The sequence below is a fragment of the Hansschlegelia zhihuaiae genome, from assembly GCF_004103825.1.
GTDB classification, from domain to species: domain Bacteria; phylum Pseudomonadota; class Alphaproteobacteria; order Rhizobiales; family Methylopilaceae; genus Methylopila; species Methylopila zhihuaiae.
Window position 1 is genome coordinate 34,993 of the sequence record NZ_RYFI01000013.1, and the last position, 14,555, is coordinate 49,547.

The window sequence follows — 14,555 nt, forward strand, 5'->3', positions numbered from 1 at the left end:
CGTCCGGGAGACGGCCGCGATCTCGGAATCGAGTTCGAGGACGTCGTGTTCGTCGAAGGCGTCGAGGCGCAGGCTCGCGGAGCGCAGCGCGCAGAAGGCGGCGTAGGCCTTCCGGCCGTCGGCGTCGCGGAACTCCGGCACGTCCCGCCCTGCGCGATCGGCGATCAGGCGCCAGTGCAGGTCTCCGCAGGCCTTGAGCAGCCACGTCTCCGACAGGCCGCCGAGGCAGAGCTCCGGCATGCCGAGCAGGAAGCGGCTGAAACGCCGATGGCGGCCGACGGGCCCGGCTGGCCGCAAAGCCCGCGGGTCGATGGCGACGTTCATCGCATCAGACCGCGACGCCGAGGCGCGGCCGGCGGAGCGCGAGGCGCTCGGCGATCGTGGCGACGACATGCTCCGCGTCGCGGCCCACCGCCCCGAAGCGGCCGGAGCCCCAGGTGTGCAGCCAGGGCAGGCCGATGAAGGAGACGCCCCCGACCTCGCTCACGCCGCGCCGGTGCGCCGGGCGTCCGGCGCCGTTGAAGACCGGGACGTCGAGCCATCGGAAATCCGGCGCGAAGCCGATGCACCAGACGACCGAGCTTATGTCGGAGGCTGCGAGATCCAGCGCAGGCCGCTCGGCGGGCGGCGTCCAGACCGGCTCGTAGACGGAGGGCGGCGGCGCGTCGACGCCCGTCTCGGCGATGTGCCTGTCGATCGCGGCGTTGATGCCGTTATAGGTCCGGTCGGCGAAAGCGAGGCTCGCGGCGAGGTTCTCGCGGAACCTGAGCCGGCCCTCTTCGAAATCCTCGAGCACGCCGTAGAGCTCCATGCCCTCGCGTGCGAACCGGCGCAGGTCGATGTCGCGACCGCCGTCGCGGCCCGTGACGTAGTGGTTGGTGTTGTCGCGCACCCCCTCGCGCAAGGGGTGCTGGTCGACCGGCATCTCATAATAGCCCATGTCGGCGAGCCAGGCGACGACGTCGCGGCCTCGATAGAAGCGGGCGCAGCGCGGCGCCTCGCCGACGGCGAGATGGACCTTGCGGCCTGCGAGGTGCAGGTCCTCGGCGATCTGGCAGCCGGACTGGCCCGAGCCCACCACCAGCACGGCGCCCTCGGGGAGCTGGTCCGGGTTGCGGTACTGCTCGGAATGAAGCTGCGCGATCGTCTTCGGCAGCTTCTCGGCCATGCGCGGGACGATGGGCGTGTGGTAGCCGCCGGACGCGACCACGATCTCGTCGGCCGTGTAGTCGCCGTCCGAGGTCGAGATCGCGAAGCCGCCCCCGCTGCGGCGCGTCGCGCGGGTGACCGCGACGCCCTCGCGGATCGGTGGGTCGACCTTCCGGACGAAGGCCTGCACATAGGCGACGATCTCGTCCCTTTTCATAAAGCCGTCGGGGTCGGGGCCGTCATAGGGGTGGCCCGGCAGGTCGCACTGCCAGTTGGGCGTCACCAGGCAGAAATTGTCCCAGCGCGCGGTGCTCCAGACATGGGCGGCCGTGCGCTTCTCGAAGACGAGATGGTCGATCCCGCGGCGCTTCAGCCAATAGCTCGTCGAGACGCCGGCCTGGCCGCCGCCGACGACGATAACGCTGCGATGCTCAGGGCTCGGAACGGACATGGGACATGCTCCGCGGTCAGGGTTCGAAGGAGAGAATCTGGACGCGGGCGTCGGCCGCGTTCGCGAAGGCGGCGGCTGCAGTCTCGATGCGGGCCAGCTGTCCGAGCGCGCGCGAGCACGGGAAGCCGTATTTCGCCTGCACGCGCTCGCTGGCGACCGAGAGCGCCGTCCGCGCGCGGGCGAGAAAGTCGTCCAGCCGGTAGACCTTGCCCGCCGCGAAGTGGTCGCGCACTACGAGCGAGGGCGAGTAGCAGCTCTCGGTCGCGCCGTCGGGCCAGCGGATAGTGAAGCGCATCTCAGGCATGGGCCGGGTCCTGCAGGCGGCGGTAGACGCCGAGATGCGCGCGCGCGACCGCTGCCCAGCCATGGCGCGCCGCGACGTCCGGTCCGCGTCGCGACAGCCGCGACCGCAGCGGTTCGCCGAGCGCCATCATCAAGGCGTCGGCGATCGAGCCGGGACTGCGCGGATCGCACCAGACGACGTCCGCGTCGGAAAGATGCTCGGTGAAGGGAGCGATGCGGGAGACGACCGCCGGGACGCCGCTCGCCATCGCCTCGAGGACCACGAGGCCGAAGCCCTCCCGCAGCGAGGGGAAGGCCAACACGTCGGCGAGCCGGTACAGCGCCGGCATCTCGACGTCGGACAGCGGGCCGGTCACGAGCACCGCTTCGTCGGGCAGTCCGCTTTCGGCGAGATCCCGATCGAAGGCGGCCCGGTAGGGACCGTGGTCGAGCACCGAGGCGCCGCCCGCGATCACCAACTGGGCGCGCTCGTGGATCCGGCGCAATTGCCGGAAGGCGTCGAGGATGCGTCTCGTATTCTTGCGCTCCTCGACGCCGCCGATCGACAGGATCACCGGCCCCGCGCCGAGGCCGAGGCGGCGCCGCAGCGTGACCTCCGCGCCGTCGGGGCCGGGGCCGAAGCGGCGCAGATCGACGCCGTTGCCGACGAGGGTCGGCGTCGCGCCGAACCGGAGACGCAGCTCCTCGCGCCACAGCGCGCTCACCACGAAAACCGCGTCGGCGGAGGCGACCGAGCGGGTCTGCAGCGCGTCGAGCCTCGGGTCGTCGAAAGGGTCGAGATGATGGACGGTTCGGCTGAAGCCGCTGATCGCGCCGTCCGCCTTCAGGGAGGCGAGGGCGTTGCCCGAGATGCCGTCCTGGGCGTGGAACACGTCGAAGCGGCGCGCCGCGGCCCGCTCGAAATGGCGCAGATAGTCGCCGATCCTGGCCATGACCATGTCGGCGACGCCGCCCTCGACCGGCCGTCCCGGAACGCCGACCGTCTCGAACGCAGCCTTGCGGAAGAAGCTCCGGCCGTCCGGGTCGGGCGCATGAAGGACGGGCTCGTGACCGAGCTCGTGGAGCTTGGCCGCGAGCTCGAAGGCGTGGACCACGCCGCCCCGCGGATTGACCGAGTGGCAGAGCAGGGCGATGCGCAGAGGCCGGTCCGCGATCATGCGAGCGCCCTCTGCGGTCCGCAGCCGATGAGCGGCTCGCGCGACAGGTTCCAGACGGTCTCGCGGGAGGCGCCGGAGGCGACCTCCACCAGGCAGTCCTGCGTGATAGCGCCGATGTCGGCGGCGGCGATTCCGCGGGCGCTGAACCGCGAGACCACGGCAGCGACATTTTCAGCGCGCACGGCCAGCACGTAACCGAAGCTCGGGAAGCTCCTCAGCCACCGGTCGAGCGCGACGCCCGCGGGCCGCGGGACGGCGTCGAGGTCGATCCGCACGCCGACGCCCGAGCATTCCGCGAGCATCGCGGCGGTGCCGACGATCCCGGCCTGGCTGACGTCCTTGGCCGCGCGGCTGAGCCCAGCTTCAGCGATCTCCGGCAGGAGCGCGAGGTCGCCGGCGAGCCGTCCGGCCGGGGCGTCGGTCGCGGCCTCCCAATTGTCGAACGGTTCGCGGTAGCGACCCCGGATGTCGATGGCGCAGACCAGCCGGTCGCCGGGCTCGGCGTCGAAGCTGGTCAGCAGCCGCTTGGCGCGGCCGAGCACCGCGACCGCAAGCTGGCCGCGGTCGCAGGACAGGTTGGCGTGGCCGCCGACGATCGGCACGCCGAAACGCTCGGAGGCGGCGCGCATGCCCTCGAGCACCGGCCCGGCCGAGGCTTCGCCCGCGGCCCATACGGCGTCCACCACCGCGATCGGGCGTCCGCCCATGGCGGCGACGTCCGAGACGTTGACCATCACGCCGCACCAGCCCGCGAACCACGGGTCGCGCTCGACGAATTCGTTGATGAAGCCCTCGATGGCGAGGAGCAGATAGCCGTCGCCCTCGGGGATCGCGGCGCAGTCGTCGCCGACAGGCACGACGGACGTCCCGGACAGGCCGAGCCGTTCGGTCGCGCGCGCGATCTCGGCCTTGGCCGCGAGCCCGCGGCCCTCCCGGATTCCCGTCGCCAGCCGCGACAGCGCTTCGGCGCCGATGGTCATGCGGCCTCCTTCCCGTGGCGGCGGGCGAGGGTCAGGAACCCGGTCTCCGGCGTCTCGAAGGGCGGGTAGAAGTTGAGGTCGGCCTGCATCTTCAGATGCGGCCGGCCGTGCAGCTCGATCTCCTCGATCGTCTCCCAGCGCATCCGCCGGAACAGCGCGCCGTTCTGCGGCTGGACGTGGGCGAGGAACCGGGTGCAGCCGCGGGCGTGGGCGGACGAGACCGCGAGCCGGATCAGCGCGCCGCCGAGCGCGCCGATGCGGCGGTGACCGGCCGCGACCGCGAGCCGCGAGCCCCACCAGATGCCGGGCGCTGCCTCGTGGATGCGGACGGTTCCCACCACCTCGTCATGGGCGATGACGAGCGACGACACGGCGACCAGAGGGATCGCGACGTCGTCGATCGCGTCACGGTCGTCGCCCTCGAAGATCTGCTGTTCGGCGCAGAAAACCTCGCGCCGGAGCGCCGCCGCGCCGCGCCGCTCCCAGTCGCCGACCGCCCATTTGATCTGGTAGCTCGCCGGGACGAAGGGCGTGACGGGCTCGAAGATCATGCGACCCGCCCCCGCTCATAGGTCGCGAGCGCCGAGCACGCGCCGCAGCGGGCGCAGCCGGCCTTGACGTCGACGGCGCGCAACCCGCTTTCGACCAGCATCTTGGCGAGCGGGCGGAGGATCGAGGCCATGAAGTCCGGATTCGGGGTCGGGTGGCTCTCGAGCGGCGTGCCGGAGATCGGCGTGAACGGCACCACGAAGGGGTAGACGCCGATCGCGGTCAGCCGCTCGCAGACGTCGAGGATCTCTTCGCGCGTGTCGCCGAGCCCGGCCAGGATGTAGGTCGAGACCTGGCCCCGCCCGAACACCGGGACGGCGGCCCTGAAGGCCTCAAAATAGCGCGAGACCGGCACCGTCGCCTTGCCCGGCATGACGCGGCGGCGGACGTCCTCGGAGACCGCCTCGAGATGCATGCCGAGCGCGTCCGCGCCGGACCGGCGCAATGTCTCGAACCAGCCGTCGTCGTTCGGCGGCTCGCACTGGACCTGGATCGCGAGGTCGACGCGCGCCTTTACGCCGGCCGCGCTCTCGGCGAGCACGGCCGCGCCGCGGTCGGAGCCCTTCGGCGTGCCGGTCGTCATGACCATGTGGCGGACGCCGTCGAGCCTGACGGCCGCCTCCGCGACCTCGCCGAGCTGATCCGGCGTCTTGTGCGCGATGGTGCGGCCCGCCGCGAGCGACTGGCCGATCGCGCAGAACTGGCAGGTCTTGGTCCGGCTCTGATAGCGGATGCAGGTCTGCAGAACGGTCGTGGCCAGCACGTCGCGCCCGTGCAGCGTCGCGATGTGGCTGTACGGCGTCCCGTCCGCGGTCTTGAGCCCGTAGAATCTCGGAGCGAACGGAAAGCTGACGTCCGCGAGCGCGACCCCGTCGCGCGTGAGGCGGCTGCGGCCGAAGGCGTCGGGCTTCTCGATGAGATAGGGGCTCTCGAAGGCCGGCGCGGTGTGCACCGGCGCCATCACGGTCATGCCGTCGATGGTGATGGCCTTGTGGTCCGAGGGGCCGGCGCCGCCGCGGCGGCTCGACGCCCCCGCGCTAGGGTCGACGAGCCGGACCCCGAAGGACTGCAACTCGTTGATCAACTGCTCGGTCGGCATCGTCCGCGGCTGCGTGGTCATCGGCTTCATCGGATCGGCTCCCAATGGCGGGGACGTCTTGCGTGCGGATGTCTTGCGCGCGGCCGCGCACCGGCGGCTGCGGGCGGTCGTCGAGGACGAGGCTGAGCAGCTCCGGCCGGGCGTAGTGCCCGACCGAATCCATCATCCGCTTGCGCTTCAGCACGAGCGCCATGTCGAGATCGGCGACGAGGACGCCTTCGCCGGAGGTGAGCGGCTCGGCGAGATGCTGGCCCTCCGGCGAGACGATCGCCGTGAAGCAGCCGCCGGTCAGCGCCTTCCGGAGCTTCTCGTCCGGCGAGATCTTCGCCCTCTGCTCGTCGGTCAGCCAGCCGGTGGCGTTGACCACGAAGCAGCCGCTCTCGAGCGCATGGTGGCGGATCGTCGCCTCCATCTGGTCGGCGAAGATCGGCCCGACCATCGAGCCCGGGAACTGGGCGACGTGGATCTCCTCGTGCTCCGCCATCAGCGCGTAGCGGGCCAGCGGGTTGTAGTGCTCCCAGCAGGCGAGGGCGCCGACCCGGCCGACCTTGGTGTCGACGACCTTGAGGCCCGAGCCGTCGCCCTGACCCCAGATCATCCGCTCATGATAGGTCGGCGTGATCTTGCGGCGCTTGAGTTTCAGCGTCCCGTCGGCGTCGAAGATCAGCTGGGCATTGTAGAGCGAGCCGTGGTCGCGCTCGTTGATCCCGAGCACGACCACGAGGCCACGGCGGCGCGCCGCGCCCGAGACCGCGTCGGTCACGGGACCCGGCACGACCACCGCGTGCTCGTAGAGCCGCAGGTGCTCCGCGCCGGTCGCGACCGGCGGATGCACGAAAGAGAAGTACGGGTACCAGGGCACGAAGGTCTCGGGGAAGGCGACGAGCTCGGCGCCCTTGTCCGCCGCCTCCTCCAGCGCGTTCAGCACGCGCGTGAGCGTCCCCGCGCCGTCCTCGAGGTCCGGCGAGATCTGCACGGCCGCCGCGCGGACCTTGCGTCTGTCCGTCATGGCCGGCCCCTCGCCCCCGGCCTCACAGCGTCCAGGTGTTAAGGATGAACGCGCCCTCCTTGCGGTGGAGCAGCACGATGTCGAGCACGTCGAGCGGGCTGATCGGCGTGACGCCGGGGATCAGCGCGCCCTCGCCATGGCCGTAGAGCGCCTGGAGGGCGAAGCGGCAGCAGAACACCTTGCCGCCGTCGTTCAGGATCTTCTCGATGCGCGCCTGATAGTTCAGATGGCCGGGAAACGCCTCGTCGCCGAGCTTCGGGAAGCCGCGCTGCACGCCGAGCGTGACGCCCGGCCCATAGAGCAGCACAGAAGTCTCGAAACCTTTGGAGATCAGGCGCGACGCCTGCAGCAGGTTGACGAGGCCGATCGAGCCCTCGAAGGCGACGGTGTGAAACGTGACCAGCGCCTTCTCGCCCGGCGCGGCCTTCACATCCTCGAAGACCTTCGATTCGTAATCGACCAGGAAATCGCCCTTCTGGTTGGCGGGCTTGGTGACTGCGGGCATCTCGCTCTCCTCATCAGGCCGCGTCGCGCTGCGGCATGACCCCGGGGGAGCAACCGCCGTGCCAATTGATCGAATAGGAAAGCAGTCATTGACTGGCGCAATATGCAGTCAATAATCCAGGCAATATTGGATGGATTGATCGCTTTCGGTCGACTCGAATTCTAGGTATTGCATGCTGCGTGGGCACAGATCGCGCAGGTGAAAGGCGCCGAATTGATAGGATTGATGGGCGGCTCGACATCCGACGCAATCCAGTCAATGTTGCTGTCCTAACGCTGCCCTGATCGCGGATTCGACGATGGACTGGACGCCCGATCTCTCCCTGAGCGACAGGCCGCGTTACCTCGCCATCGCCGAGCGGATCGCCGCCGACATCAAGTCCGGGAGGCTCGCGGTCGGTGACCGGCTGCCGCCGCAGCGGGCGCTGGCGAAGCGCCTCGGCATGGACTTCACCACCGTCGCGCGGGGCTATGTCGAGGCGAAGCGGCGCGGTCTGGTCGACAGCCGGGTCGGGCAGGGCACCTTCGTCACGGGCGCACGGACGGCGACCGCGCTCCGGGCCTCCGCGCGGCTCTCCGCCGACCTCACCATGAACCTGCCGCCGGAGCCGACCGACCCCGATCTCATCGAGATGATGCGCGAGGGACTGATCGAGGTGTCGCGCGATCTCGTCGCCCGGCTGCGCTACCAGGGTTTTGGCGGCTCGCCGGCCGACAAGGACGCGGCCTCGTCATGGCTCGGCCGGCGGGCGCTGGTGCCGTCGCAGGACCGCCTGTTCGTGACCCCCGGAGCGCATGCGGCGCTGCTCGGCATCCTAAGCATTCTCGCAAAGTCCGGCGAAATCGTGCTGTGCGAGGCGATCACCTATCCGGGCTTAAGGGCCGTCGCGGCTCAGCTCGGGATCCGGCTTGTCGGCCTGCAGATGGACGACGACGGCGTGACGCCCGAAGCTCTGGACGAGGCCTGCCGCCGCCACGCGCCCAAGGCGATCTATCTCAACCCGACGCTTCAGAACCCGACGACTTTGACCATCTCGGAAGGACGCCGGGCGGAGCTTGCTGCGGTCGCACGCGGATACGAACTGCCGATCGTGGAGGACGACGCCTATGGCTTCATCCCGACGTGCAAGATCTCGCCTTTCGCCGCGATTGCGCCGGACCTGACCTGGCACGTCGCCGGCCTCGCCAAATGCATCGGGGCGGGTCTGCGCGCCGCCTATGTTGTGGCGCCGAGCGCGCGCGCCGCCTGGCCCTTCGCGGCGGCGGCGAGGGCCGCGAATGTGATGGCGTCGCCATTGACGGTCTCGCTCGCGACCCGCTGGATCGAGGACGGCGCCGCCGACGCCATCCTGCGCTTCATCCGCGAGGAGACCGCGGCGCGCCAGAAACTCGCGGCCGAGATCATGCCGCGTGGCTCCTACCGGTCGGACCCGCTCAGCTTCAACCTCTGGATCCCGTTGCCCGCGCCCTGGAACCGCGCGTCCTTTGCCGGCCATTTGCGCGAGACCGGCATCGGCGTGGTGGCGAGCGACGCGTTCAACGCCGGCGCCGCGCCGATCGAGGCCGTGCGGGTCTGCATCGGCGGGCCGTCGACCCGGTCCGAGATCAAGCGCGCGCTCGAATTCATCGCGCACGCGCTCGAGGAGCCCCCGGAGCTCGCCTCCGCCTATATCTGAAGCACCTCAGGCGGCCTGGGCGGACCGGGCGTAGCTCCGCCAGCCGCCATAGGCGGTGATGTCGGGCGCTTTCGCGACGGCCGCCGCCTCGACCAGGAAGCCGAGCACCTCCGAGCCGTCGGCGAGTTTCGTCCAGCCGATCCCGAGCGGGGCAGGCACGCGCGAGACGAAGGGGCCGTAATTCGCCGCCGGCAGCGCCCAGACCTCAAGTTCGATCGACGCGCCTTCGCCGTCGGCGATCCGCAGCAGGCCCGGACGCGGCGTGCGGCCCTCAAGCAAATGGAGCCGATAGCTCGGCGCCGTCCGGGTCGCGCGCAGGAACCGGCCGCCCTGGCGGGTCAACTCGCCATTGAGCGCCATGCCCGACATATGCGCGCCCACGACCGCGATCTCGATCTCGCCCGGCCCGGCGGCCGCGGGTCGTTCCGCCGGCTTCGGCGGCGTGCGGCCGGTCGCGCCGATCGGCGTGGCGCCGGCGGCGTGGATCGCGGCCCCGAGCGAGGCGAGCAGGCCGTCGGCGCCCGCCGGGCCGATCAGCGTGACGCCCGCGGGAACGCCGTCCGTCCGCGGCCGCCCGGGGACGGCGAGCGCGCAGTAGTCGAGCAGATTCACGAAGTTGGTGTAGGCGCCGAGCTCGCTGTTGAGCGCGATCGGGTCGGCCAGCACCGCCTCCACCGTATGGGCGCGCGGATAAGTCGGCACCAGCATGCAATCGACCCCTGACCAGACCGCGCCGAGCGTGCGGCGCAGTTCCGTTAGCCGGTACATGTCGCCATAGGCGTCCGCGGCGGAGAACTTGCGCGCGCCCTCGATGATCCCCCGGGTCACCGGGTGGAGCGCCTCGGGCGAGGCCTCGATGAAGTCGCGGATCTGGTGGTAGCGCGAGGCCACGAAGGAGCCCTCGTAGAGCATGCGCGCGACCGCGAAATAGGACTCGAGATCAATCTCGACGGTCTCGCCGCCGAGCCTGCGGACGTCCTCGATCGTCGCGTCGAAGGCGGCCTCGGCCGCCGCGCTGCCGCCGAAGCGGCGGCTCGTGGCGTCGGGGATCGCCACCCGGGTGACAGGCTGGAGAGGGCCGAGCTTCGGCACCGCCATGTCGCGCGAAAAACCGTCCGCCGGGTCGAGCCCGCCGATCGCGGCCAGGACCTCATAGGCGTCGTCGACCGTGGTGGCGAACACAGTGACGCCGTCGACGAAGCGCACCGAATAGACCACGCCCACGGTCGGCGTGAGGCCGACCGTGGGCTTGAGGCCCACGATATTGTTGAGGCCGGCCGGCACGCGGCCGGAGCCCGCCGTGTCGGTGCCGAGCGTGAAGGGCAGCACGCCGGCCCCGACTGCGACCGCCGAGCCGGAACTCGACCCGCCCGGCACGAAGGCGGGGTCGACGGTGTTGCGCGGCACGGCGTAGGGCGTGCGCACGCCGACGAGACCGGTGGCGAACTGGTCGAGATTGAGCTTGCCGATCGCGATAGCTCCGGCGGCGAGGGTTCGCGCCACGGAAGGAGCGTGGCGCTCGGGCTCATAGGCGAAGTCCGGGCAGGCCGCGGTCGTCGGCAGGCCCTTGAAGTCGATGCTGTCTTTGATCGCGAAGGGCACGCCCCAGAGCGGCCGTCCGTCGGGCGTCGGTCCCAGCGCGCGGGCGGCCTTGCGCGCCGCCTCGCGGTCGACCAGCGAGATGAAGATTCCGGGGTCGTTCCAGGCCTCGAGCCGGTCATAGGCCTCGTCGACCACGGCGACGGGGTCGAGCCCCTCGGCATAGGCGCGGGCGAGCGAGGGCAGGTCGAAGACGAGGTCCGAGAGCTTGGTCGTCATGGTCTTCGCCCTTTCAGACAGGGGGATGGGGAATGGCGGAGATGAGTTCGCGCGTGTAGTCGGCCTCGGGCGCCTCCAGCACCTTCTCGGACGTGCCCTCTTCGACGATGCGGCCCTGCCGCATGACGATGACGCGGTCGCAGAGCAGGCGCACGACATGGAGGTCGTGGCTGACGAACAGGTAGCTCATGCCGAGCTTCGCCTTCAGGTCGTCGAGCAGGTTGAGCACGACCGCCTGGACCGACACGTCGAGCGCGGCCGTCGGCTCGTCCAGGATGACGAGCTCCGGGTCGAGCGCGATGGCGCGCGCGATGCCGACACGGGCCTTCTGGCCGCCCGAGAGCTGGTGTGGGAAGCGGTCGAGCAGGTCGAGCGGCAGCCCGACCAGCGTGGCGAGCTCTTCGCAGCGCGTCCGGATCGCGTGGCGGCCCTTCAATGCGCTCATGCGCAGCAGCGGGTCGGCGATGGCGCGCGCGGCGGTGAAGCGCGGATTGAGGCTGTCGGTCGGATCCTGGAAGACCATCTGGATTCGCCGGCGATGTTTCGAGGCCGCGAAGCTCCTGGCCGGGATCGCGCCGATGTCGTCGCCGCCGAGCGTGATCTTGCCGGCCGTCGGGTCGAGCAGCCGCATCACCATCATCGAGGTCGTGGACTTGCCGCAGCCCGACTCGCCGACGAGCCCGAGGCTCTCGCCCCTGGCGATCTCGAACGAGATCCCGTCGACCGCGCGGAACGGCGCCTCGTCGGTTGCGGCCGCGCCGCCGCCGAACATCTGCCGCCAGGTCTTGCTCACCCCCTGGCGGGGATATTCCTTCAGCAGGCCCTCGACCTTCAGCAGGGTTTCGCCCGATCCGGCGGCGGCCGGGCGCTCGGCAGGCGCGGTCCCTTCGGGCAGCAGCCCGCGCAAAGTCGAGCCCGGCCGCGGCGTCGCGCGCATCAGGCGCTTGGTGTAGTCGTCCTTCGGCGCTGCAAAGACCTCGCGGGCGCCGGCGGTCTCCACCACCTCGCCCTTCTTCATCACCACGACCTTGTCGCAATAGGCGGCCGCGAGGCCGAGGTCGTGGGTAATCAGAATCGTGGACATGCCCCGCGCCTTGGTGAGCTCGGAGACGAGGTCCATCACGGCCTTCTGGGTGGTGACGTCGAGGCCGGTGGTGGGCTCGTCGGCGATCAGCAGCTGCGGCCGGCAGGCGAGCGCGAGCGCGATGACGATGCGCTGGCACATGCCGCCCGACAGCTCAAACGGATAGGCGTGGTAGCGCTCTTCCGGCCGCGCGATCCTGACCTGGGTCAGCATCTCGATCGCCTTGGCGCGGGCGTCCATCGAGCCGGCCTGAGCATGGCGGCGCAGCACATCCTCGATCTGGCGGCCCACTTTCCGGATCGGGTTCAGGGCCATGCGCGGGTTCTGGAAGATCATCGAGATCTCCCGGCCCCGCAGGTCGGTCATCTGGCGCTCGGTCGCGGCGCGCAAGTCGAGGCCCGAGAAGGCGACCGAGCCGTCGGCGATCCGGCCGGCGCGGTCGAGGATGCGCATCACCGCATAGGAGGTGACGGACTTCCCCGAGCCGGACTCGCCGACGACGCCGACGGTCTCGCCCTTGGCGACCTCGAGATCGACCCGCTTGACCGCCTGCACCGTTCCGCGCCGGGTCGCGAACTCGACCGTGAGCGCCTTGACGTCGAGAAGCGTGCTCATGCTCACGTCCTCCGCTGCGGGTCGATGATGTCGCGCAGTCCGTCGCCGAGCAGGTTGAAGCAGAACACGGCGATCATCAGGGCGAGGCCGGGGAACAGGGCGATCCACCATTCGCCCGAGATGATGAAGCCGGCGCCCTCCGCCACCATGATCCCCCATTCCGGGGTGGGCGGCTTGACCCCGAGACCGATGAACGACAGGCCCGCCGCGTTCAGGATCGCGTAGCCCATGGTCAGCGACATCTGCACCGCCATGATCGGCATGATGTTCGGCAGGATCTGCGTGAGCAGGATGCGCATCTCGGAATTGCCCGTGAGGCGCGCCGCCTGAACGAAGCCGGCCTCCCGTCGGATGTTGGCCTCGGCCCGCGCGATGCGCTGGTACAGGGGAAAATTCACGATCGCGGTCGCGATGACGATGTTGGTCACCGTGTTGCCGAGCGCCGCTACGATGCCCATGGCGAGCACGAAGAGCGGGAACGCCATGATCGTGTCGCTGACCCGGCTCATGATCCGGTCGGTCCAGCCGCCGAAGAAGCCGGCGCAGATCCCTGCGAAGCCGCCGAGGCAGAACACCAGCGCGACCGAGCAGATCGCGATCACGAGGTCGAGCCTTGTCGCGACCAGCACGCGGGAGAAGATGTCCCGCCCGACCTGGTCGGTGCCGAACCAGTGCGCCGCAGATGGTGGCTGCAAGGCTGCGGCCGTGTCGGAGGCGAGGGGATCGTAAGGCGCGATGACCGGGCCGACGATCGCCGCCAGCGTGATCAGGAAGAACAGCGCGAAGGCGAAGCCGGTGACCGGGTTCGAGGTCGCGACGTAGCGGGCGTGACTGAGGGCGGCGGCGAAGCCGGTCGCGGGGCGGGCGGGCGTGGCCGCCGGCCCGGGGAGGGGCGCCGCCGCGGCGACGGAGAGGTCGACGTTGCTCATGCCTCGAGCCTCACGCGCGGGTCGATCAGGCCGTAGACCAGGTCGATGACAAGGTTCAGGGCGACGTAGAGCAGCGCCATGGCGAGCACGAAGCCCTGCACCGGCGCGTAGTCGGACTGGATCAGCGCCTCGACGGCGAAGGAGCCGACGCCGGGCCAGGCGAACACCTTCTCGACCAGGACATTGGCGCCGAGCAGGAAGGAGAACACCATGCCGAGCGTGGTGACGACCGGCAGCATCGCATTGCGGAAAGCGTAAGCCAGAATGACGGTGCGGGACCGGAGGCCGGCGGCCCGCGCGGTGCGGATGAACTCCGACGACAGCACCGACAGCATCGAGGCGCGCGTCATGCGGGCGATCGGCGCGAGCGAGAACAGAGCGAGCGTCGCGGCCGGCAGGAAGAGCTGGGACGCGGCCGCCCGGAAGGTCTCGAGGTCGCCCGCCAGCAGACTGTCGATCGTGAAGAAGCCGGTGATCCGCTCGGGCTCGGTGAAGTAAACGTCGAGCCGTCCGACCGGCGCCGGGGCCCAGCCGAGCAGGTAGTAGAAGACGTAGACGAACAGCAGGCCGGTGAAGAACACCGGCAGCGAGACGCCCGCGGTCGTCACCACGCGGCACACATGGTCGATGAAGGAGCCTTCCTTCACCGCCGCCAGGATGCCGAGCGGGATCGCGATCGACATCGAGATCAGGAGCGCGGTCAGCGTCAGCTCGGCCGAGGCCGGCAGCCTGGCCGCGAGCTCGGTCAGCACCGGCTGGCCGGTCGAGAGCGCGTTGCCGAGATTGCCGGTCGCGAGATCCTTGACGTAAGCAGCAAACTGCACCGGCAGGGGCTGGTCGAGGCCGAGCGCCGCGCGGATCTGGTCGATCGACGCCTGATCGGCGGTCGGGCCCGCGAAATAGGCCGCCGGGTCGCCCGGCAGCACGCGGGTCAGCAGGAAGGTCACGATCACCACGCCGATCAGCGTCGGCACGATGGTCGCAAGACGTCGCGCGACAGCGCGCATCGGCGGCCTCCTATCGGTTTTGGCGCGGCCGTTCAGGCCGCGGGCGGCATGCGCATGCGTATGCGGGTGGCGCTGATCGCCGGCCGAGTCGACGGCATGTCGAGATGATGCGTCCGTCATGCCCGGGCTTGACCCGGGCATCGATCTGACCGGCCGCGTCCGCGGCCAATGGATCGCCGGGTCAAGCCCGACGATGACGCTCCATTGGCTATTGCCCGGAAGCGT

At 70.3% G+C, this 14,555-nt stretch carries 14 protein-coding genes; 1 reads left to right on the forward strand and 13 read right to left on the reverse strand.

Features of this window, described 5'->3' with window-relative positions; all coding sequences use genetic code 11:
• The 9 genes from EK403_RS13830 to EK403_RS13870 form a co-directional block, all read right to left on the reverse strand.
• Positions 1-324, reverse strand: a 324-nt coding sequence (locus EK403_RS13830; RefSeq protein WP_342633785.1) for an LnmK family bifunctional acyltransferase/decarboxylase, incomplete at its 3' end; no start/stop codon positions are given.
• A gap of 4 nt (positions 325-328) precedes the next feature.
• The gene (locus EK403_RS13835; protein ID WP_128778068.1) at positions 329-1,600 is read right to left on the reverse strand and encodes an MSMEG_0569 family flavin-dependent oxidoreductase; all 1,272 of its coding nucleotides are present in this window, start codon (positions 1,598-1,600) and stop codon (positions 329-331) included.
• A gap of 16 nt (positions 1,601-1,616) precedes the next feature.
• On the reverse strand, positions 1,617-1,904 hold the full coding sequence (locus EK403_RS13840; RefSeq protein WP_128778069.1) for an MSMEG_0570 family nitrogen starvation response protein: 288 nt from the start codon (positions 1,902-1,904) through the stop codon (positions 1,617-1,619).
• Positions 1,897-3,060, reverse strand: coding sequence for an MSMEG_0565 family glycosyltransferase (locus EK403_RS13845; RefSeq protein WP_128778070.1), 1,164 nt, complete (start codon positions 3,058-3,060; stop codon positions 1,897-1,899). The genes EK403_RS13840 and EK403_RS13845 overlap by 8 nt, the downstream gene beginning before the upstream one ends.
• Entirely contained in the window at positions 3,057-4,040 is a 984-nt protein-coding gene (locus EK403_RS13850) for a sll0787 family AIR synthase-like protein (protein ID WP_128778071.1), read from the reverse strand. The genes EK403_RS13845 and EK403_RS13850 overlap by 4 nt, the downstream gene beginning before the upstream one ends.
• Positions 4,037-4,591, reverse strand: a complete 555-nt coding sequence (locus EK403_RS13855; protein ID WP_128778072.1) for an MSMEG_0567/Sll0786 family nitrogen starvation N-acetyltransferase — start codon at positions 4,589-4,591, stop codon at positions 4,037-4,039. Before EK403_RS13855 ends, EK403_RS13850 begins: the two co-directional genes overlap by 4 nt.
• Positions 4,588-5,718, reverse strand: a complete 1,131-nt coding sequence (locus tag EK403_RS13860; RefSeq protein ID WP_206659547.1) for an MSMEG_0568 family radical SAM protein — start codon at positions 5,716-5,718, stop codon at positions 4,588-4,590. The genes EK403_RS13855 and EK403_RS13860 overlap by 4 nt, the downstream gene beginning before the upstream one ends.
• A complete protein-coding gene (locus EK403_RS13865) occupies positions 5,627-6,697 on the reverse strand; it encodes a Nit6803 family nitrilase (RefSeq protein WP_128778074.1) in 1,071 nt (356 codons plus the stop codon). The genes EK403_RS13860 and EK403_RS13865 overlap by 92 nt, the downstream gene beginning before the upstream one ends.
• Positions 6,698-6,719: 22 nt before the next feature.
• Entirely contained in the window at positions 6,720-7,202 is a 483-nt protein-coding gene (locus EK403_RS13870) for an MSMEG_0572/Sll0783 family nitrogen starvation response protein (RefSeq protein ID WP_128778075.1), read from the reverse strand.
• A 298-nt stretch (positions 7,203-7,500) separates the two neighbouring features.
• On the opposite strand from EK403_RS13870, the gene EK403_RS13875 reads away from it, so the two are divergent.
• Complete coding sequence (locus EK403_RS13875) at positions 7,501-8,877, forward strand: aminotransferase-like domain-containing protein (RefSeq protein ID WP_128778076.1); 1,377 nt, start codon at positions 7,501-7,503, stop codon at positions 8,875-8,877.
• A gap of 6 nt (positions 8,878-8,883) precedes the next feature.
• Here the strand turns inward: EK403_RS13875 and atzF are convergent, their stop codons facing one another.
• The 4 genes from atzF to EK403_RS13895 are packed head-to-tail and all read right to left on the reverse strand — an operon-like array spanning position 8,884 to position 14,330.
• Positions 8,884-10,695 carry an allophanate hydrolase gene (gene atzF, locus EK403_RS13880; protein ID WP_128778077.1) on the reverse strand — a complete coding sequence of 604 codons (1,812 nt, stop codon included), beginning with the start codon at positions 10,693-10,695 and terminating at the stop codon, positions 8,884-8,886.
• A 13-nt stretch (positions 10,696-10,708) separates the two neighbouring features.
• Positions 10,709-12,394 (reverse strand): dipeptide ABC transporter ATP-binding protein, encoded by a 1,686-nt coding sequence (locus EK403_RS13885; RefSeq protein WP_428979606.1) that lies wholly within the window; start codon positions 12,392-12,394, stop codon positions 10,709-10,711.
• Positions 12,395-12,396: 2 nt separating this feature from the next.
• Positions 12,397-13,323 (reverse strand): ABC transporter permease, encoded by a 927-nt coding sequence (locus tag EK403_RS13890; RefSeq protein WP_128778079.1) that lies wholly within the window; start codon positions 13,321-13,323, stop codon positions 12,397-12,399.
• Positions 13,320-14,330 (reverse strand): ABC transporter permease, encoded by a 1,011-nt coding sequence (locus tag EK403_RS13895; protein WP_128778080.1) that lies wholly within the window; start codon positions 14,328-14,330, stop codon positions 13,320-13,322. Before EK403_RS13895 ends, EK403_RS13890 begins: the two co-directional genes overlap by 4 nt.
• Positions 14,331-14,555 lie beyond the last annotated feature (225 nt).